Source organism: Hoeflea sp. IMCC20628 (genome assembly GCF_001011155.1).
In the GTDB taxonomy this organism is placed as follows: Bacteria; Pseudomonadota; Alphaproteobacteria; order Rhizobiales; family Rhizobiaceae; genus Hoeflea.
Genome location: NZ_CP011479.1, coordinates 829843 through 851783 on the forward strand (window position 1 = coordinate 829843; position 21941 = coordinate 851783).

Here is a 21941-nt window from a genome sequence, read left to right on the forward strand (position 1 = left end):
TCATCATGGATTCAGACATTGTGGTGCATGGCAAGGGGGTGGGTAATTACCTCGCCACAGTGCCGGCGAGTGCTCTTACCTTGGAAGAGGCAGTGGACGAGGCGCTGAGGTCAAATCCCGAAATCCTTTCGTCTGCGGAAAATCGTGAGGCGGTGGAATTCGAACTTCGCCAGGCTCGCGGTCTTTACCTGCCGACGCTGGATCTTGAAGCATCGGCCGGTGGCCGCAAGCTGGACAGTCCAGGCAGGCGCCGGCTCGGTACCGATGATGATTCGCTGAACCCGTCCGATGTCGGTCTGACCTTTACGCAGACGCTGTTTGACGGCGGCGCGCGCCGGGCCGAAGTCGAGCGTCAAGCTGCTCGTGTAGACGGCGCTTCGTTCCGCGTCGCTGAACGGTCCGAAGCGATCGCATTGGCAGTCTCCCAGGAATATTTCGAAATTCTGCTGCAGGCCGAGATCGTGGCCATCGCGCGCAAGAATGCTAACGTCCTGTCGGGGATTGTGTCGGATATCTCGTCGGGGGTTTCCGGCGGCGCCTTGACATCTGCCGACCGCACGCAGGGCCGGGAACGCCTTCTTTCCGCAAAGGCGCGTCTGAAGGAAGCTGAAGAGGATCTCGCACAGGCACAGATCCGTTTCCTTCGCCTCGTCGGCATCAAGCTCGGATCGATGAAGTTTCCTCCCTCGGTGGCCAAGTCCTTGCCCCGCAGCGTGACAGAGGCTGTTGATATTGCACGACGCCAAAGCCCGCGCATTGCGGCTGTCGACAACGCGGTCTTCTCCGGCAACGCGACGACAGATTCGGGCGGTTCGGGCGAAGGTGCGATTTCGTTCTACCTCTACAATGGCGATGTCACCCTGACCGGTGTCACTGTCCAGACACCGGGTGCTGCTGCCGAGAACGGCATCCAGTTCCGCGGCGTCGATGCTCCGTTCCAGCCGATGGGCAATGTGACGCTTGATGGCGTGAGCGTGGCCGGCACCTATTCCAAGGTCGGTGTGGCGATCTACAACTTCGCCAACGCCAATGGTCTCGACATCACCGGCCTTGGCCTAACGGTGAATGTCTCTGCCAAATGGCACGGGTTTAACATCGACGGGATCGACGGCAATCTTGATCTTTCCGGCGTTCCGCTGAGTGTTACCAACAGCTTCGGCACCGGCTCCGACGACATCGCCATCCAGGGTCTGGGCGGCAACAACACCTTCATCGGCGACGACAGCAATGATCTTCTGATCGGTGGCGCCGGGATCGATATCCTGCGCGGCGGCGACGGCGACGACTACATGATCGATGGTGGCAAGACCACGTTCGATGGCGGCGCCGGCGTTGATACGGTCGATTTTTCGGCTGTCGTCGGCAAGGTAACGGTCGATCTCAATGATGGCGGCAATGGCGGCGGCTATGCGGTCGATGACGCCACCTTCATCGGTGTCGAGAACCTGATCCTCAATGCGGCTGACACCAGCGCGGGCGCTGCCAGCCAGGTGATCGGCAACAGCTCCGACAATGTGATCGTCGGCTCGGGCCGGGATGACATCATCCTGGGACGTGAAGGCAACGACACGATCTATGGCAATGACGGCGACGACATCATCGACGGCGGCGCCGGGATCGATATCCTGCATGGCGGCGACGGCAACGACACGCTGAGGCTGTCGGTCGGTGGCGCATCCACGCTGATCCACACCGTCGACCTGCGCACCAACACGGTGTCGGGCGGCGAACTGGCGGGCGACACGATCTCGGGCTTCGAGAACGTGACGGCTGCGCACAACTCCACTGCCAACTTCATCGGCGACGACAATGCCAACATCCTCACCGGCAGCAACAATGGTGACGTGCTGCGCGGCATGGGCGATGATGACACGCTGATCGGCGACAAGGGCTACAATGGCGGCACCGGTGACATTCTGGTCGGCGGTGAAGGCAATGACACGCTCAAGGGCGGCGGCGGCAGCGACAAGCTGTACGGCAATGAAGACACCAACATCGCGACTGACGCTGTCAATCGTCTGGCCCAGGCCGGCGAGAGCGACACGGCGGTCTTTGACGGTGTTGCGGCAGACTACAATGTCAGCCGCGAGGCCGATGGCAGCTGGCGGGTGGAAGACATCGCCGCGGGCAAGACCGATGAACTCTACGGCATCGAAGGCATCGACTTTGGTGGTGATGGCGTCGATCTCGACCTGCTGGGCAACGTCTTCGTGTTCGACGCTTCGGGCAACCTGGTCGGCACGTTTGAGAAGATCCAGGACGGTATCGACGTGGCCGGCACCGGCTACACCGTTGAAGTGCATGCAGGTGTCTATACGGAACAGGTCCAGATTTCGACCGACAACCTGACACTTGTCGGCATTGGCAACGTGGTGATCGAAGCGCCGTCCGCAGGACTGGTCCAGACCTCGACCGATCCGCAGAGCGGCAAAGCGCTTTACAGCGTGTTGACCGTGGAAGGTGCTGAAAATGTCAGCATCGAGTTGATCAGCATCGATGGAAACTGGCAGGCCGGTCAGATCGCCGGCGGCGCCGATTTCAACGGCATTGTCTTCGCCGATGCATCCGGCTCTATCGACAATGTCCAGGTTCTCGAAATCGGCGACACGCCGATCAATGAGGCGACCGGTCAGGTGTCGGGCAACCAGCGCGGCAACGCGATCCTGGTCACCAACGGCGCCGGTCTGCCAAATGCGATCAGTGTCACCAACACGACGGTTACTGAGTTCCAGAAAACCGGCATGATATTCCGCAACGCCGATGTGACCACCAATGGCAATACGATCACGACTGTCAGCCAGGCTGTCATGGCCCAGAACGGCATCCAGATGTCTTCGGGCTCCACCGGCACGCTCTCGGGCAACACCATCAGCGGCCTCGGTTATACCGGAGCCGGCGCCTGGTCGGTTGTCGCGATCCTGGTCTTCGACGCCAGCGGTCTGATCATCAACGGCAACAGCTATACAGGCACCAGCGACAATGATGTCGGTGTCTATCTGATCAACAGCAGCGGCGGCACAGTCTCGGCCAATGCGTTCACGGATGCCGATTACGGCGTGATCGACTACGGCACGATCCCGGTTGTCAACGATGTTGTAAACACCGGTGCGACAGCCAATACCTATACCGGCATCGAATTGGTCAATCACTATCTCGGCCTCGATCCTGCTTCGCAGACAACCGTTCTGAACCCTGTCGGCTCGGAAGGCGTCGATGCCTATTATGGCGGCGCAGGCGCCGACACGCTTGACGGACGCGGCGGCAACGATGAGCTGGATGGCGGCGCAGGCGCTGATATCCTGATCGGTGGCGGTGGCGACGACAACCTCGAGGGTGGTGACGGCGCTGACACGGCCCAGTACACAACGGTCCTGACGGCAACGGACATTACCACCAACGTCTCTGGCGGCTGGACAGTTACGACCGGCGGTCTCGAAGGAACGGACACGCTCAGCGGCATCGAGGTTGTCGATGGTCTTGAAGCCGGAGGCTTCCTGCTGGTCGGCAATGGCGGCTATGCCACCATTCAGGCGGCGGTTAATGCAGCCAATGCCGGCGACACCATCCTGATCGCCGAGGGAACCTGGTCTGGCGCGGGCAATGTCGGCGTGATCATTGACAAGCCCTTGTCGGTCCTCGGCTTTGGCAATGGCTCGACGGTCGCGGACACGATCATCAATGGCGGCGGGTTCATCGTTGACATGGCTGCGGACTACGCAGGCGGCACGGTGTTGATCCAGAATCTGGCAATCACCAATGCGGTCGGCTCCGGTATCTCGTCGCAGGACGCCGAGATACTCGGCACGCTCGCCATCGACAATGTGCGCGTCGAGGGCGGTACCGGTCACGGCGTTTACGCTACCGGACGCCAGGCAAGCACGGCCTACGATAAGGCCGGCGTGCAGAACGTCTCGATCACCAACTCGTCCTTTGTCGATAACGCGCAGTCGAGCTCGAACTCCGCCAACATCATGTTGTTCGAGTTTGACGGCAATGCGACAATCACCAATGTCTTGGCCAGCAACAGTGTCACTGGCGGATCAAGCGCGGCCTACGGCGTGCAGATCAACGGCGTCGATGGCCCGTTCTACAACCAGCTGACACCGGTTCCGGGATCCACGATCGGCTCCTACGACGTCTTGACAGCTATGGGCACGGTCACCATCGACGGGCTTGATGTCGAAGGTGCTACCCGCAAGGCCAGCTTCTACATCCAGGGCTACACCGACATGACCGGGCTTACGGTCACCAATTCGACCGTCGATACGGTTTCGGGCTGGGGCAAGCCGGTCATTATCGATCCGATGGCCGATCAGTTGCCATCGGGCACACCAAACGATAGCGGCAATGCCGGCTCGTTCTTCGACGACAGCGCAGCCAACGGCTCCTATGAACTAAGCGGCCTGATCGTGGTGCAGAAAGCTGGCCAGTTCAGCGAACTTGATGGCACCACCAAGGCAGACACGATCACGGGAACCGGCGCCAACGATCAGATCACCGGCTTTGCCGGCACCGACACCATCAATGCCGGCGCAGGCGATGACGCCATCATCTGGAGCGTTGGCGATGGCAATGATGCCATCGACGGTGGCACCGAGGGGGTTCTCCCGGACAGCGCCGACACCCTGATCATCAACAATGTGGGTGGGGCTGAGACCGAGTTCACCGTATCTGTCGCTGGCACGGATATCATAGCACCGCCGACGGATGACATTCTGGTTTTCGATGGTTCGGACACGGTGCGGATCGACGAGATCGAGGATATTGTCTTCAATCTCGGATCAAACGACGACAGCGTTACCGTCGCCGGCAATTTCGACGCCACGGCGCTTCATCCCAACACCATCACCGTGAACGGCGGGTCCGGCAACAATGAGGTCGACGCATCGGGCATCAGCAGCGGCCACCGCGTTGTCTTCAACGGCAATGGCGGCAATGACACCTTCACCTCCGGGGCCGGCAATGACAGCTTTGATGGCGGTGCGGACAACGACACATTTGTCTACGGCGGCAACTTCGCCGATGTGACAGTTTCCGGCAGCGGCGCTTCGCTGACTGTCAGCGGTGCGCATGGCGTCGACACAGTGACGGGCGTCGAGCAGCTTCAGTTTGACGACACCACCGTCTTGTTCGTTGACAGTGCGGCGACCTATGACGGCGCCTACGGTTCGATCGGTGCGGCATTGACGGCTGCGGCCGCTATTGTCGGCCACGTGACCATTCAGATTGCGGCGGGGACCTATGATGAAAACCTGTTCATCGACCGGGCGGATCTGACCCTGAAGGGCGCGGGTGACGCAACCGTCATCCACGGTACCTTCAAATTCGACAACGGCATCGCTGAAAGTGGCTCCGTCGGAACCTTCCTGGAAACAACGGGATCCTATCAGACTATGTCCGGCAGCGGCATCAAGGTGTCCGCAGACAATGTCACCATCGAGGATCTGAAGATCGACAGTTTCCACTACGGGATCAAGTTTGAAGATCTCGCGAGCGGCGTCAACCATACAACTCTTAACAACGTGACCATTGAAGATACGGTCGAGGGCATCCACAAGGGCACGTCTGCAGATATCAGCTACCTGACCATCAATGACGGATCGATTACTGACGGCTATGTCGGCATCAACTTCGCCAAGACTACAGGCAGCATCAGCGATGGCCTGGCCGAACATGTGACCATTGACGGCACGGACTTCAGCAACCTTACCCGAAAGGGCATCTACGCCGAGACGCTGAGCCATGCGCTGATCGACCATGTCACGATGAACGATGTGGGCCAGTTCGGCTCCTCGTCGGCTGGCACGGGCGGCAACGGCATCAACATCAACCTGAAGGCAGGCGTCTACACCGACATCACGATCAGCAATTTCCACCTGACCAATGTCGGCGCGTCCGACCAGAATGGCGGAGTTGCGGTCGGTGACAAGAACGGCGGCGCTATCGTGATCGAGGCGCGCGATGATGGCAGCTACACCGGTAGTAAGGCGGCAACATTGACCGATGTCCTGATTATAGATGGCATCATCGATGGTCGTACTTCGACCGGTATCCAGGTTGGCGAGCCGGACAGGACCAATGCCGGGCCTGCGGTGACGGTGACCAATGTCGCCATCTCCGGCACTGACACCGCCAGCGGCGAGCACGGCGACATCACCAACGAGACGCTATCGACCGTCACGGTGAACATGACCGAAGGAGCCGAAAACCTGCTTATCAGCCCGGACTCCACCGGCAACTTCATCATCAACGGCATGGGCGGCGCCGACACCATCACCGGCGGCGGCGGCGATGACGTCATTGATGCGGGCGCGGGCGATGATGTCATCCATTGGAACGTTGGCGGCGGCCACGACCTTGTCGATGGCGGCGTGGTGACAGATACCGACACATTCGAGGTGTTTGGCGACGGTGCCCTTGGCGAAGAGTTCCTGATCGAGACTGTGTTGGCTTACAACACCCGTACTTCGCCGATCGGCACGTTTGATGACGGTACCGAGATTGTCGTTTCGCGAGCTACCGACGCCAGCAGCGGAGCCTTCACGATTGTTGCGCAACTGCAAAACATCGACGACATCGTCATCAACGGGACAGCGGCGACACCGACGTCTTCGGGAACCAATGTCACGGTCTCCGGCAACTTCTCGGGCACAGATCTCGACACCTCCACAATCACGATCAACGGATCGCAGGGCGATGACACGATTGATGTCTCGCAGTTTGCGGCAAGCGGCCACAAAGTGGTCTTCGTCACCAACGGCGGCCATGACACTGTGACCGGTGCACGCGCGGCAGATCAGATTGATGTTCAAAGCCGCACACCACAGACATTGGAAGATCTCGGCGGGTCCACGGGTTACAAACTGACCTTCACTGACGGTTCCTCCGTCAACTTCACGGGCGACCCGGTCTTCGTGACCGGTTCGGGTTCAGCCACACCGACTGTGATCAACCTGCCGCCGGTCGCCAACGATGACGCGATCTCAGGCAACGAAGATCAGGCCGGCGGGATTTCCGGCAATGTGCTTGATGACAATGGCAATGGCGCAGACGTCGATCTGGATGGCGGCACGCCGGCGGTTGTTGCAAATGCGGCAATCACAACGGCGCAGGGCGGAACGGTCAATCTGTCGGGCAACGGCGATTTCACCTACACACCGCTTGCCGACTTCAACGGCACGGACACGTTTGACTACACACTTGTTGACGGCCAGGGCGGATCGAGCGCGGGGACGGTGACCCTCACGGTCGCACCGGTCAACGATGCGCCTGTGGCGGTCGATGATACTTTCGCGCCTTGGACAGAAACCCTGATCACCTTTGACCCGGGTTCATCGCAAAGAATTCCCGATGGGTATGGCGGCTTGAACTGGAGTTCGGATACGTCGCCAAACGGCTCTACCCCCGACTTTTATTTTGGGCAGTCTGGCGGGAGAACCATTGGATATAGTGGCAATGCCGGTGCAAACTCGACGTTTGAAAGCCCCGACGGCAGCGAATTTGATCTCAACAGCCTGAATTTGCGCAAATTTGGTCTCGAGCAGAGCCTCCAGTATCAAACGAATTATGCGGCTACGGAGGTTGAAGTTTCCGGATACCGGGATGGGTTTGAGGTCTATTCCAGCGTGGCTGTCAGCCTGAATTTTGCCGGAACCGACGTTGCTCTCAATTTCGAGAACATCGACGCCTTCAAGATTTCCGTTACCGGCTTTGGCGCGATATCGGGATGGGGATTTTTCGAGCTGGACGACATCTCATACTCACGTGGCCTCTCCATCTCGGAAGACACCGCACACACGTTTGCAGCGGCTGACCTTGTTGGCAACGACACCGATGTTGACGACGATGCATTGTCGATCTCGGCGGTCTCGGCCACCAGCGCAAAGGGCGCGGAGATCACGCTGAATACCGATGGCACGATCAGTTATGATCCCACGGCGGCTGCAACGCTGCAGGCGCTGGATGATGGCGAGACGCTTGAGGACAGCTTCACCTACACAGTGTCCGACGGCCAAGGCGGCGAAGACACCGCGACAGTTACGTTGACGGTGAACGGTGTAGATGAAGCTGCTATCGTGGGCGAGCCCCTCTTCCCGCTCGAGTTCGACGGCGAAGAAGCCATCGGGACCAACCGGAACGCCCTGTCTTCGGCGGAACTGGCGCCGATCATTGCCGCCGCGCTGCTGCGCTGGGAAGCTGCAGGGCTGAGCGACGATCAGCTTGTGCTGCTCTCGCAAACCAATGTCAGCATTGACGATCTGGGCGGCACCATGCTTGGCCAGACCGCGAATGACGGCATTGTCATTGATATCAATGCTGCGGGGCAGGGCTGGTACATCGACCAGACACCGGAGGACGATGTCGAGTTCGAGGCCGGGGTTGCACCGGACGGGGTCGATCTTCTGACCGTCGTCATGCACGAGTTCGGACATGTTCTCGATCTCGGCCACAGCGATGGTGAGGCAGATGGGCTTATGGCCAGCGCGCTGGCGGCTGGTGAACGCCGTCTGCCGGACATGAGTGATTTGTCCGGTCATGCTGCGGCCCAGGTGATCACCGGCGATGCCGGCGACAATCTGCTTATCGGCGGTGACGGTGATGACTTCCTGTTCGGTCTTGACGGCGACGACATCCTCAACGGTGGCTTCGGCAGCGATACGCTGACCGGCGGTGCCGGGGCTGATACCTTCGTCTTCGATGCGGCTGCTCTGGCAGATGCCATGGGCGGCGGCATTCAGGATCTGATCGCCGACTACAACTTCGTCGACGGCGATGTTGTCGATCTCTCGGAGCTTCTCGGCTCCGAGCCGGTCGATGCCGGAAATGCAGGCGATTATGTCCGGGTCAACGGAACCTTCCTCGAAGTCGATGTTGATGGTACAGGCAGCGGTGCCGGCTTTGTGCAGGTCGCCGAATTCTCGGTCGCTCCGGGTACGGACGCGCTGCGGATCCTGGTCGATGATGACTCAACCCCGGCTGTGATCATCTGATCACATGCGCATGGTGTGGTTTGTTCGGGGTGTGGCAGTGGTCGACGATATGAGTGACGTAACGGCGACGGCCGGACGGATTTCCTTCAAGGGAGCCGTCCGCTCGCTTCTGCTGGCTGCCAGCCTTGGCCTTGCCGGATGCCAGGCATCAAGCCTGGGGGACGGTGTGGGCGGAGCCACAAACTCCGGCATAGCGGCTGTGAGCGATTCAACCTATGGCAACGGGCCTGTTGCCATAGCCATGCTGCTGCCCTCCGACAGCTCCATGCGGGCTCAGGCCGCCGATATCGCCGATGGCGCCCGGCTGGCGCTGGATGACCTCGGCGCCGGTCAGCTGAGGATTGATTTCCATGCCTTCAGTTCCCGCTCAGGGGAGGCCGTCAGCAAGGTTCAGGCCGCAACGGCCGCAGGAACAAAGCTGATCATCGGCCCGGCGACGAACACGGAAGTGTCGAAGATCATTTCCGCAACAAGCCTGCCTCGCCCGCCGATCCTGGCGCTGGTGGCCAACAACTCCGCCGGCGGCACTCATATCTGGCCGCTCTATGGTGATGCGATCGACAGCGCGCTCGAGGGCGTCGGCGTCGCAGTCGCGGCCAAGCAGAAGAACATCGTCGTCGTGCATGAAGCGGGATTTCCCGCAGAAAACCTTCTGCGCTTGCGCGAAGGGATCAGGCTCAAGGGCGGCAACACCGTCGGGTTCGTGCCCTATCCGGCAAGCGGCAAGAATTTGCGCGCGGCTTTCGCAAATGGCGCGGCTGTCTTTGGCAAGGCCAATACGATCGTGTTGCTTGGTGGCGGCAAAGCCATCGGCCAAGTGATCGACATCCTGGCGGCCGGCGAATTCGGAAAATCCATCGCCACGGCGATCGCCACCTCGCTTATCCCCGAAGTGATCTACAAGTCGCCATCGGCGCAAGGCCTGATGGTGGCGATCCCGTCAACCGAAAGCGTCCACGTGATTGCCGACCGCTTCAAGGCCAGGTTCGGCCGAAGCCCGAGCTATGATGCGGCGATTGGCTATGATTCCGTGGCTATCGCGGCGGGTCTTGTGCGCTCGGGCGGGGCTGACGCCATTACGGTCGCGAACCTGACCTCGAGCCAGGGTTTCCGCGCCGCGACCGGGCTGTTCCGGTTCCGCCCGGATGGCCGGATCGAGCGGCGCATGGTGGTGCATCGCATCGAGAACGGCAGCCTGAAGGTCATTCAGGAAGAGGGCGAGGGGTTCTGATGCATGTCGCGGTCAAATGGTTTCATTTGACGGGAGGTCCAATTTTTCTGCCCCTCAAATCGATCCATTGCTAAAGGTTTTCCTTCAGGAGGATCTCGATGCGGATTTTTTCTTGTGAGGCTACGGGTTCTCGCTGGTCGTTTCGAGCTTTGAGAATACGGATTGCACTTCTGACCAAGTGACCGGGATTTTGCGCAATCACCGCATCTATTTTCCCACTCTGCAACGCGGCTTCCGTGAAGGGGGTGCGCTCATGAACGATTTTCACCAGAGGTCTGGTGGTGATTGTTGATATTTCCTCGATCGGAATACGAGCCTCTGCACTCATGACGTACAAGCCCAGGATGTCTGGATAATTTGCAACAATATTCTTGAAGATTTTCCGTGTTCTTTCGAGATCCCCGTGCGTTTCAATGGAGGGCAGGGTCTGGAGTTGCGGATATTCGCGGTTGATGACCTCATCGAAACCCAGCCTTCGGTCAATACTGTCCCGCGATTGCATGGTCTCGGAAGTGACGATGATTTTTCCCTTTTTCCCGCCCAGGAATCGGCCCATCAACTGCGCAGCAGTGGCGCCGGCTGCGTGATTGTTGATGCCGACGAAGTCGTTGCTGGCTGCTTTTGGCTGGCCGGCCAGAAACTGGACGACTTCGATTCCGCGTTCCAGCAGGCGGTTGATCGCATCGCGAACCTGCGGAGATTCCGGCGTCATGATTGCGATGCCATGCACCAGTTTGGCATCCAGTTGACCCAGATAGCTTGCCAACCGATAGGGGTCTTCAGCCGGAAGGCGAACCGTTGTGGCGTCTATCATCTCTGCGGCAAAAGCCTTCCTGGCTTCTTCAATGTGTTTTGCCAGAACGTCCAGAAACTGATCGCCGTGTTCGGGCAGCAGGAACCGAAACTGGTAATTTTTCTTCCGGGCAAGGTTGACCGCGGACAGATTGGGGACAAAGCCAATTCGGGCAATCGCCTCGTTGACCTTGGCCACCGTTCGAGCCTTCACACCCGGGCGGCCGTTCAGGACACGGTCTATGGTTGCGAGGCTTACGCCTGCTTCTGCCGCTAAGTCTTTTGCTGTTGGTCGCATCTGCCTGAAGTGTTCCGCGTCAATCGGGGTTTCTCATATCTCTCGCCAGTCAATTTGTTCAATAAAATTCGCAGGAATGCAACTTTTGAGGTGCGCACCTCAAGATTCGCTTGCAATGAGGTGCGCACCTCATTATGGATAAGGGTAGGAGGCCCTGCCATGCTGGCGGGATTGTTAAACGGGAGGAATGTCTACTATGAAATTCAATCTGATGAATTCCGCAGCAGCGATCGGTCTGATGGTCGGGGCGACGGCAGGTGCCGGTTCTGCTCAGGCCGCTGATCTGACCCTTTGCTGGGCTGCCTGGGATCCGGCCAATGCGCTGGTCGAGATGAGCAAGGATTTCGAAGCCGAATCCGGACACAAGATGAGCTTCGAATTCGTGCCGTGGCCAAACTTCGCTGACCGCATGCTCAACGAGCTCAATTCCGGCGGCAAGCTGTGCGATCTGTTGATCGGCGACAGCCAGTGGATCGGTGGTGCTGCCGAGAACGGCCAGTATGTGAAACTCAATGACTTCTTCGATGCCGAAGGCATCAAGATGGATGATTTCCTGCCTGCGACCGTCACCGGTTATGCCGAATGGCCGAAAAACACGCCGAACTATTATGCGTTGCCAGCCTATGCCGACGTTGTCGGCTGGACCTACCGCAAGGACTGGTTTTCGCGACCTGAAATCCAGGCTGAATTCAAGGAAAAATACGGCCGCGATCTGGATGCGCCGAAGACCCTTGAAGAGCTCAAGCAGATTGGTGAATTCTTCCAGGGTCGTGATATCGACGGCAAGAAAGTCTATGGCGCGGCGATCTATACCGAACGCGGTTCCGAAGGCATCACCATGGGCGTCACCAACGTCCTGTATAACTACGGTTTCCAGTACGAAAATCCGGACAAGCCCTACGATCTCGAAGGCTTCGTCAATTCCGACGGCGCGATTGAAGGCCTCGAATTCTACAAGGCGCTGTATGATTGCTGCACCCCTCCGGGTGCGTCTGATGCCTACATGTCGCAGAATATCGATGCCTATAAGTCTGGTCAGGTTGCCATGCAGATGAACTTCGCGTTCATCTGGCCGGGCGTTGAAGTTGATCCGAATGTGGGTGGCGGCAAGTCAGGCTATTTTGCCAACCCGGCGGGTCCTGCCGGTCAGTTCGCCCAGCTTGGCGGCCAAGGTATTTCGGTTGTTGCAAACACTGAAAACATGGATGCAGCGCTCGAATACATCAAATGGTTCGCTCAAAAGGATGTTCAGCAGAAATGGTGGGACGTCGGCGGTGCATCCGCAATGCGTGCCGTCGTGGAAGCGCCGGGCTTTGCTGAAAGTCAGCCATTTGCGCAGACCTTCCTCGACTCCATGGCCATCGTGAAGGATTTCTGGGCGGAACCTTCCTATGCATCCCTGCTGCTGCCGATGCAGAAGCGTGTGCACAACTACGTGGTTGCCGGCAACGGTACCGCCAAGGAAACCATGGATGGTTTGGTCAAGGACTGGGATGAAGTCTTTGAAGACGAAGGCAAGAAGTAAGCCTTAACCCCTCTTGCTCCTCCCAATGAGCTGTGAGGCCGGAAGATCGTATTCCGGCCTCACCAATGGGAATCAGGTGAATCTGCTATGTCAAACTCAGTGATAGACCGCGCTGCTCGGGCGACCCCGACTGTCGTCGTGCAAAAGGTAAAAGGGCTTTCAGACCGAGCCATTGCCTGGATCTTTGTCGCACCAACAATCTTCATCCTGTTGGCGATCAATATTTTCCCGCTCATCTGGACGATTTATCTCAGCTTCACCAATTTCCGGGTGAACCGCCCCAACAATGCCGTCGAATGGGTGGGGTTGCGCAATTACGAGCGGGTCCTGGGTGATCCCGACATCTGGATGACGATGCAGGCAACCGCGCATTTCCTGATCTGGACAATCGTCTGTCAGGTTCTGATCGGCTTTACGCTGGCCTATCTCATCAACAAGAAATTCAAGGGCAATGATCTCTGGACCACGATCATCGTGTTTCCGATGATGCTGTCGCCCGCGGTGGTCGGCAATTTCTGGACCTTCCTCTATGAGCCGCAGATCGGCCTGTTCAACTATGTCGTCGGCTTTGTCACCGGCGCCGATCCGTCAAGCTTTTCGATGATCGGCGAAGTCTCGCTCGCACCCTGGTCGATCGTGATTGTCGACACCTGGATGTGGACGCCTTTCGTGATGCTGATCTGCCTTGCAGGGCTGAGGTCGATTCCCGACAGCATCTATGAAGCGGCGGAATGCGACCGGGCCAGCAAATGGCGCCAGTTCTGGACCATCACCATCCCGATGATCCTGCCCTTCCTGATGCTGGCAGTGTTGTTCCGCGGCATCGAAAACTTCAAGATGTTCGACTTGGTGGTGCAACTGACCGGTGGCGGTCCGGGAAATACCACGACGCTGACGTCCATCGATCTCAAGCGCGAAGCCTTTGAGAAATGGCGCACCGGGTTTTCGTCCGCCTATGCGGTGATCCTGTTTGTCACGGTGTTTGGACTGGCATCCATCTACGTGAAGGCGCTCAACAAGGTGAAACAACGATGAGCTACTCTGTTACGCAGCCGTCAGCCAGGCAGAAATGGATCGCCGGCATTCTGGTGATCGGCTATGCACTGATCACCATGTTGCCGCTTTTGTGGATCGTCGCGACCGGTTTCAAATCATCGGTCGATTCCATCGCCTATCCGCCGAAGATCCTGTTTCAGCCGACGGTCGAAGGCTATGTCAATGTCTTCACCACCCAGACACGTTTGAGCCCGGAGCTTGCTGAACAGCCGCGTGAAGACTTGCCTTGGTATGAGCAGCTGGTGCGCAACAAGGGCAACACGATTGTCGGGACCTCGCGCTATTCCGAGCGGTTTTTCAACTCCGTCATCATCGGCTTCGGCTCGACATTCTTCGCCATCTTTCTGGGAACCGCTGCCGCCTATGCGTTTTCGAGATTCAAGGTTCCTCTCAAGGATGACCTGCTGTTTTTCATTCTGTCGACGCGGATGATGCCGCCGATCGCGGTCGCCATTCCGATCTTCCTGATGTTCAGGAACCTGGGTCTGAATGACACCCATGCCGGCATGATCCTGCTCTATACCGCGATCAACCTGTCGCTCGCGGTCTGGCTGATCAACGGGTTCATCGATGAAATCCCGATTGAGTATGAAGAAGCCGCATTGATCGACGGTTACACACGGTTTCAGGCTTTTTACAAGGTCGTGCTGCCGCAGGCCGCAACCGGTATCGCCTCGACCGCCATCTTCTGCCTGATCTTCTCGTGGAATGAATATGCGCTTGCCGTGCTGTTGACTTCTGGCACCGCGCAAACAGCGCCTCCCTTCATTCCGACGATCATCGGTGTGGGCGGACAGGACTGGCCGGCGGTTGCTGCCGGTGCGACGATCTTCCTGGTTCCCGTGATGGTTTTCACCATTCTCCTGCGCAAGCACCTGCTTCGCGGCATCACCTTCGGAGCGGTTCGCAAATGACAAACTTCTTCAACGGCTTGGTGCGTGGCAGGCGCGGTTCCTGGGAAATGCTGGCATCGATCTTGATCGCGCTGGGCGTGGTCATGCTGATGCAGCCTTTCGCACTGTGGCTGTACACCTATTCCTTCATCGTAACCTTGGTTGGCACCGTGATGTTCATCATCGTCAGCCATTTCCCGGAGTAACCCATGGCACAGATCATGATCAAGAATCTGCGCAAGGATTTTGGGACATTCAATGCGGTCAAATCCTCCACCTTCACGGTTGAGGATGGTGAATTCTTCATGCTGCTCGGTCCCTCCGGTTGCGGCAAGACGACAACCTTGCGAATGATGGCCGGACTTGAGCTGCCGACAAGCGGCGAAATCTACATCGATGGTGAAGAAGTGGGCATGAAGCCTGCCAGCCAGCGTGACATCGCCTTCGTCTTCCAGATGTTCGCGCTCTATCCGCACATGAATGTCGGCAAGAACATTTCCTACCCGCTGATCAGCCAGGGCATGCCCCGGGCCCAGGTGAAAAAGAAGGTTGCCGAGGTGGCCGAAATCCTCGGGATTACCGACATTCTCAATCGCCCGGTGGGCGGCCTGTCCGGCGGCGACCGTCAGCGTGTGGCGCTGGGACGTGCCATCGTCCGCGATCCGAAAGCCTTCCTGATGGACGAACCGCTGGGCGCGCTCGACGCCGAGTTCCGCGAGCGCATGTCGGAAGAGTTGCGCGCGCTTCATGACCGGATGGGGGCAACGACGGTCTATGTGACCCATGATCAGTTGGAGGCCATGCAGATGGGCGACAAGATCGTGGTGATGAACCATGGCGTGGTCGAACAGTTCGGCCGTCCGCAGCAAATCTATGATTGGCCCTCGACGATGTTCGTCGCCAGTTTTCTCGGTTCCCCATCGATGAATTTTCTGAATTTTGACGGAATCCTGGGAAACAACCAGAGCAGTGTTGAGCTGAACGGTGTCGATTTCACCATACCGGCTTCGCTCGAAGGGGCAGGGGGAAAGCTGGCATTTGGCGTCCGGCCCGAGCATGTGCACTTTGCCGATTCCAGTGCGTATAAGGGTGAAGTGCTGGCTACCGAGTATCTTGGCACGACCCAGATCGTCACCGTCGCCACGCCGAACGGGAATTTGAAGGCGCGGACCAGCGCTTCTCATGCCATCAGGGTTGGCGAGAAGGTGGGGTTGGAATTTGATGAGCGCACCATAACCATCTTCAATACCGAGACGGGCAAGGCGCTGCTGTCGCAAGCCAATCAGGAGGTCTTGAGACATGGCTGAAGTTGTTCTGAAGAATGTGACCAAGACATTCGGCTCCGAGATCGCGCTTGATAATGTCAGCATGACAATCCCGGACGGATCCTTCGTGGTTCTGCTCGGGCCCACGGGCGCTGGAAAAACCACCACACTGCGCATGGTCTCGGGTCTTGATACTCCTGATTCTGGCGAGATTTCCATCGGTGGCCAATCGATGACCGGGCTGACGCCGGCTCAGAGAAACGTCGCCATGGTGTTCCAGCAATACTCGCTCTATCCGCATCTCACTGTACGCGAGAACCTGGCGTTTCCGTTGAAGTCGCCATTGCTCAATACGCCTGCCGATGAGATCGCCCGCAAGATCAAGGAAGTTGCCGAGGTCCTGCAGATCTCCCACAAGCTCGACAACAAGGCGACAGCCCTGTCGGGCGGTGAAATGCAGCGTGTTTCCATCGGCCGCGCCCTGGTCAGAAACCCCGCCATCTACCTGATGGATGAGCCGCTGAGTTCGCTGGATGCCAAGCTTCGCGCTGATCTGAGGATTGAATTGAAGCGCATTCAATCGATGTCCGGCGCAACCCTGCTTTATGTGACCCACGACCAGATCGAAGCCATGACCATGGCGACCCATGTCGGCGTTCTGGATAAGGGCAAGCTGGTTCAATTCGGCAGCCCGCGGGAAATCTACGAAAACCCGGTGAGCATTTATGCCGCAAGTCGTCTTGGCCAGCCTCGGATCAATATTCTGCCCGCTGACCTTTTCACTGGCGCACCCAAGAATGCAGTCAACATTGGCCTCCGGCCTGAGCAAATTGCCCAGGGATCCGGCGAAGACAGCCTCGTTAAACGCGTCGAACATCTGGGAGACCAGACCCGGTTGCATCTGTCTTTCAAGAACCATGATCTGATCTCTGTCACGGATGCGCACACACCATTGACCGAGGGGGACATCGTCAAGATCAGGCCGGAAAAACCGTTCTATTTCGATATTGATGGCGCACGAATTGCCGAGGAGAACGTCCTATGACCCAGTTTATGAACAACAAGGAAGATATTGTCACCGATGCGGTCGACGGTGTCATTGCGGTGTCCGGCGGCAAGCTCGCGCGGCTGGATGGCTACCCGCATATCCGGGTAGTGGTCCGCAATGACTGGGACAAGTCGAAAGTGGCGCTGGTATCTGGCGGTGGATCCGGCCACGAACCTGCACACGCCGGATTTGTCGGCGAAGGCATGCTGACTGCGGCCGTTTGTGGCGATGTGTTTGCCTCGCCTTCTGTCGATGCTGTACTGGCTGGAATTTTGGCCGTGACCGGTCCTGCCGGCTGTCTGCTGATCGTCAAGAACTACACCGGCGACCGGTTGAATTTCGGATTGGCGGCCGAGCGTGCAAAGGCTTTCGGCCTCGATGTCAGCATGGTTGTTGTCGATGATGATGTGGCCTTGCCTGACTTGCCGCAGGCGCGTGGTGTCGCCGGTACCCTGTTCGTGCACAAGATCGCCGGGGCTCTGGCTGCGCGTGGGGTCAAACTGGGTGAAATCACCAGACGGGTCGAAAAAGTCATTGCCGGCACCAAGACCATCGGCATGTCTCTTGATACCTGTACCGTTCCGGGCTCGCCAAAAGAGTCCCGCATTCCAAAGGGCATGGCCGAGCTAGGTCTGGGCATCCACGGCGAAGCCGGTGTCGAGCAGATTCAGTATTCCGATGCAAGGCAGGCGATGGATGCGGTCGTCGCAAAGCTCGGCAAGCACATGGGCGACGGCCATCATGTCGCGCTTCTGAACAATCTGGGCGGAGCCTCTGTTCTCGAAATGGCTGTTCTGGCCAATGAAATGGTCAATTCCAGTATTGCCGGCAAACTGAAATGGATCGTCGGGCCAGCCGCAATGGTCACATCTCTGGATATGCGCGGCTTCTCGGTGTCAGTCTATCCAGTGGACGCTGAAGACCTTGATGCGCTTTCACAATCAACGCCGCTTTCTGCCTGGCCGGGCATTTCCGAAATCACGCCGGTGACCGTCCTCAACCTTCCGGATGGTCTGGCACCGATCAAGCCGCTGCCATCCGAGCACGCCGAAACCCGCGCCTTCCTGACCAAGTGCTGCGAGATCCTGATCAAGTCCGAAGCGGACCTGAATGCGCTGGACGCCAAATCCGGAGATGGCGACACAGGATCGACGCTGGCCGGGGCCGCGCGCGCGCTGATTGCCACGATGGACACGCTTCCCCTGGCTGATCACACCCAGCTCTACCGCGCCATTGGCCAGGAACTCAGCCAGACGATGGGCGGCTCCTCCGGCGTGTTGCTGGCGATCTTCTTTGCCGCGGCAGGCGATGCTGCTTCAAGCGGCCTCTCGATGACCGGCTCGCTGAAGGCCGGACTGGCAAGAATGCAGGAAATTGGCGGCGCCAAGCTGGGCGACAGAACCATGGTGGATGCGCTTCATCCGGCACTCGACGCATTGGAAGACAATCTGCAACTGGCTGCCAAGGCAGCGCGTGCAGGTGCAGATCATACTGCAACATTGACCAAGGCGAATGCAGGCCGGGCAACCTATATCAATGCCCAGCAGCTTGAAGGCCATACCGATCCCGGTGCTGAAGCAGTGGCACGTCTGTTCGAGCATTTGCAGGGTTAAGTCGCCAATTTTCAGAGTCTGCTGGACAGCCGGGCTGCAGAGCTGCGCTCAACAGGACAAACGAACCTTATCGCGAGCCTTTCCGCGGATGAGGCCTGCCGCCGGCAACGGATTGGCTGGAGGAGCGGTTTTAGAGCCCAAAGACATGCAGAAGGCCCGCGCCAAAAGTGTTCCGGCGCGGGCCTGATTGTCTTGTCAGTCCGGATCAGGGACGAATCAGGATCTTTCCTGACTTGCCCGGTGTCAGCGATGCCTTGACTGCGTCGACCACGTTGTCGAGGCTGAATTCACCGCCCGAGGGCAGCTTCAGCTTGCCGTGGGCGGCGAGCGTGACCAGTTCGGTTATCAGGCGGACCTTTTCGTCAGCGGCCATTTCGGAGCTGATGCGCGAGCCCCAGAAGCCCTTGACAGTGAGGTGGTTGGTGATCATCGAGCCGGCGCGCAGTTCGAGCGGCACACCTGTGGCCGTGCCGAATACCACCAGCAAGCCGTTGAGGCCGAGCAGGTCGGCAATATCGGCGACGATCGGGCCGCCGACGGAATCGATCGCGGCTTGCGCGCCGTCCTTGCCGACGATGTCGCGGGCGCGCTTCTGCCATCCATCCTGGTCGGTCGACAGCACGTTTTCCATGCCCAGCGCTTCAAGTTCGGCAACGGCCTCGGTGCGGCGCACCAGATTGACGGTCTTGATGCCGCGGGCGAGGGCGAGATCGGCGAAGATCTTGCCGACAGCGCCATTGGCGGCGGTCTGGATGACGGTGTCGCCTTCCTTGACGTGCAAGAATTCGAGAAGCGATATGGCGCTGAACGGCATTGCGACCAATTGCGCGCCGGCTTCGTCGGAAATCGCGTCAGGCAGTGGCAAAATGCCAGCTGCAGGGGCGGTGAAATATTCGGCCCAGGTGCCGATCTTGCCGGCATTGACGACGCGCTTGCCGATCAGTGTGACATCGACGGCGTCGCCGACCGCTTCAACTGTGCCGACGGCTTCGCTGCCGCCAAGCGCCGGCAGTTCTGGCTTGTAGCCATAGGTGCCGCGAATGGTCCACAGATCGTGGTTGTGGATCGGCGAGAGGATGGTGCGGATGAGGACTTCACCGGCTTTCGGTTCAGGCCGGGCGACGTCCTTGACGACGAGAACGTCGGCCGGTTCGCCAAATTTTGTGTAAGTTGCAGCTTTCATAATAGTATCCTTTGGTGTGCCTGCAATGCGCAGGATTTCGAGAGGGGAGGTAGGTGTGGTGTCAGGTGAAGAACCGGCGCCGCGTATCGGCAAGCGCCTGTTCGAGGGGGTGCGGGCGCCTTGACAATTTGGCGATGATCGCCGCTCCGAGCCATTGGCTGTAGAGCAGGGTGGCGGCGCAGGCGGGATCGACTTGCAAAATGATGGAGCCGTCTTCGGCGCCTTCGCGCAGCATTTGGGCGAGGCGGTCACACACAGCAGTGACGCCGTCATCGAGGATCTGCCGCATGTCTTCGGACAGGTCGGTGATTTCGGCAGCGAGTTTGACCACCAGGCAGCGATCGGCCATTGATCCGGCATCACCGCCAAGGGCTGAGCTGAAGAAGCTGTCCATGCGTTCGGCGGCTGGTTGAGGCTGGGCAATGATGGCGTCGAGGGCCGCCAGGTAATCAGTGACATAGGCGTTGAGCATCTCGCAGCCGAAGGCTTCCTTGGAGGGGAAGTAGTAATAGAACGAACCTTTCGGTACGCCCGAAACAGTCAGCAGTTCGGTGAGTCCGAGGCCGCCAAAGCCTTGGGCAAGCACAAGCGCCCGGCCTTCGGCAAGGATGCGGGAACGGGTCTGTTCGGATTTCTTCGGTGCGGTCATGACGGTGATATGGAGGTAAATAGACCGGTCGTCTAGTCACAAGGCCGTGAGGCATGGGCTTAAGCGATCCACCACCGGATATGATGGGGCTGCCTGTTGGATTATTCTGATTTGCGCATGCCGCATAAACCTGCTTCAAAAACTCATGTTATTGCCGCGAACCAGTTGACAGGAACTCAGATGATTTATAATCATGAGTGATATAGTCTAGTTTACGTACACCAGACCCTTTCGGGTTCTCATGGAGTTTTCAATGGCCATCTCTACACCGCGCGTGCTCGCACTTCTCGCCTCCGTTGCCGTCTTCGCCACCATCGCCGTGCCGGCCTATGCCGATGGCGAGGTCAATATCTATTCGTCGCGCCATTACGACACCGACGAACGTCTCTACAGCGATTTCACCGCAGCTACCGGCATCGAGATCAACCTGATCGAGGGCAAGGAAGACGAGTTGATCGAGCGGATGAAGGCGGAAGGCGCCAACAGTCCGGCAGACGTGTTCATCACCGCCGATGCCGGCCGTTTGTGGCGTGCGGAACAGGCCGGTCTGCTTTCGGCTGTTGACTCGGATGTTCTCAATGCCCGCGTTCCCGAAAGTCTGCGCCACCCTGAGGGGCATTGGTTCGGCATTTCCAAGCGCGCCCGGGTGATCTTCTATGACAAGGACAGAGTAAGCGAGCCGCCGCAGACCTATGCGGCGCTGGCCGATCCGAAGTACAAGGGCCTGCTGTGTGCCCGGTCGAGTTCCAACATCTACATGCTGTCGCTGCTCGGCGCCTATATAGCGCACAATGGCGATGAGGCCGCCAAGGACTGGGCGCAGGGCCTGAAGGACAATCTGGCGCGTGATCCGCAGGGCGGCGACACCGACCAGCTCAAGGGTCTGGTCTCGGGCGAGTGCGGCATTGCCATTGCCAACACCTATTACTTCGCCCGCGGTCTCGCCGGTCAGGTCGACGGCCTGACTGAAGGCATCGACAAGATCGGCGTCGTCTTCCCGGATCAAGACGGCAATGGCACACACGTCAACATCTCCGGCGCCGGTGTGACAACCCATGCGCCGCACCGCGACAATGCGATCAAGCTGCTGGAGTATTTCACGTCGGATCAGGCGCAGGCCTATTTTGCCAACGGCAACAATGAGTATCCGGTGGTTGAAGGCATTTCAGCCTCCTCGGTGGTCGAGGGTTTGGGCAGCTTCACCGCCGACACGCTCAACCTCAACAAGCTCGGCGAAAACCAGGCCCGCGCCCAGGAAATCTACAACGAGGTCGGCTACAAGTAAGCCGTACTCCACCCATAACTACCGCCGGGGGAATGACCGTTGCCCCGGCCAGAGAAAAGGTCCGGACATTTGGCGTCCGGGCCTTTTTTCATGTGCATGAAAGCTGTTTCTGG

13 protein-coding genes are annotated in these 21941 nt (G+C 58.6%); 10 read left to right on the forward strand and 3 right to left on the reverse strand.

Annotated features, from left to right (window positions below; all coding sequences use genetic code 11):
* The first annotated feature begins 5 nt into the window (after positions 1-5).
* Together IMCC20628_RS25555 and IMCC20628_RS03955 are read left to right on the forward strand one after the other, a co-directional pair.
* Complete coding sequence (locus tag IMCC20628_RS25555; RefSeq protein WP_156174401.1) at positions 6-8990, forward strand: tandem-95 repeat protein; 8985 nt, start codon at positions 6-8, stop codon at positions 8988-8990.
* A 49-nt stretch (positions 8991-9039) separates the two neighbouring features.
* The gene (locus tag IMCC20628_RS03955) at positions 9040-10221 is read left to right on the forward strand and encodes an ABC transporter substrate-binding protein (protein ID WP_156174402.1); all 1182 of its coding nucleotides are present in this window, start codon (positions 9040-9042) and stop codon (positions 10219-10221) included.
* Positions 10222-10291: 70 nt separating this feature from the next.
* On the opposite strand, the gene IMCC20628_RS03960 is transcribed toward IMCC20628_RS03955, so the two are convergent.
* Positions 10292-11311 (reverse strand): LacI family DNA-binding transcriptional regulator, encoded by a 1020-nt coding sequence (locus tag IMCC20628_RS03960; RefSeq protein ID WP_047029130.1) that lies wholly within the window; start codon positions 11309-11311, stop codon positions 10292-10294.
* Between the two features lie 196 nt (positions 11312-11507).
* On the opposite strand from IMCC20628_RS03960, the gene IMCC20628_RS03965 reads away from it, so the two are divergent.
* The 7 genes from IMCC20628_RS03965 to IMCC20628_RS03995 all read left to right on the forward strand — a co-directional run bounded on the left by IMCC20628_RS03965 (position 11508) and on the right by IMCC20628_RS03995 (position 18711).
* Positions 11508-12836, forward strand: a complete 1329-nt coding sequence (locus IMCC20628_RS03965; protein WP_047029131.1) for an ABC transporter substrate-binding protein — start codon at positions 11508-11510, stop codon at positions 12834-12836.
* 87 nt (positions 12837-12923) lie between these two features.
* The gene (locus tag IMCC20628_RS03970) at positions 12924-13871 is read left to right on the forward strand and encodes a sugar ABC transporter permease (protein ID WP_047029132.1); all 948 of its coding nucleotides are present in this window, start codon (positions 12924-12926) and stop codon (positions 13869-13871) included.
* Positions 13868-14806: a carbohydrate ABC transporter permease gene (locus IMCC20628_RS03975; protein ID WP_047029133.1), complete on the forward strand. Its 939-nt coding sequence runs from the start codon at positions 13868-13870 to the stop codon at positions 14804-14806. The genes IMCC20628_RS03970 and IMCC20628_RS03975 overlap by 4 nt, the downstream gene beginning before the upstream one ends.
* Positions 14803-14991 carry a hypothetical protein gene (locus tag IMCC20628_RS03980; protein WP_047029134.1) on the forward strand — a complete coding sequence of 63 codons (189 nt, stop codon included), beginning with the start codon at positions 14803-14805 and terminating at the stop codon, positions 14989-14991. The genes IMCC20628_RS03975 and IMCC20628_RS03980 overlap by 4 nt, the downstream gene beginning before the upstream one ends.
* A gap of 3 nt (positions 14992-14994) precedes the next feature.
* Positions 14995-16092 (forward strand): ABC transporter ATP-binding protein, encoded by a 1098-nt coding sequence (locus IMCC20628_RS03985; RefSeq protein ID WP_047029135.1) that lies wholly within the window; start codon positions 14995-14997, stop codon positions 16090-16092.
* The gene (locus tag IMCC20628_RS03990) at positions 16085-17095 is read left to right on the forward strand and encodes an ABC transporter ATP-binding protein (protein ID WP_047029136.1); all 1011 of its coding nucleotides are present in this window, start codon (positions 16085-16087) and stop codon (positions 17093-17095) included. The genes IMCC20628_RS03985 and IMCC20628_RS03990 overlap by 8 nt, the downstream gene beginning before the upstream one ends.
* A complete protein-coding gene (locus IMCC20628_RS03995; protein WP_047029137.1) occupies positions 17092-18711 on the forward strand; it encodes a dihydroxyacetone kinase subunit DhaK in 1620 nt (539 codons plus the stop codon). Before IMCC20628_RS03990 ends, IMCC20628_RS03995 begins: the two co-directional genes overlap by 4 nt.
* A 205-nt stretch (positions 18712-18916) precedes the next feature.
* Here the strand turns inward: IMCC20628_RS03995 and IMCC20628_RS04000 are convergent, their stop codons facing one another.
* Entirely contained in the window at positions 18917-19894 is a 978-nt protein-coding gene (locus IMCC20628_RS04000) for a zinc-binding dehydrogenase (protein WP_047029138.1), read from the reverse strand.
* A gap of 61 nt (positions 19895-19955) precedes the next feature.
* On the reverse strand, positions 19956-20543 hold the full coding sequence (locus tag IMCC20628_RS04005) for a TetR/AcrR family transcriptional regulator (protein ID WP_047029139.1): 588 nt from the start codon (positions 20541-20543) through the stop codon (positions 19956-19958).
* Positions 20544-20796: 253 nt separating this feature from the next.
* Between IMCC20628_RS04005 and IMCC20628_RS04010 the strand changes: the two genes are divergently transcribed.
* Entirely contained in the window at positions 20797-21828 is a 1032-nt protein-coding gene (locus IMCC20628_RS04010; protein WP_047029140.1) for a Fe(3+) ABC transporter substrate-binding protein, read from the forward strand.
* Positions 21829-21941 lie beyond the last annotated feature (113 nt).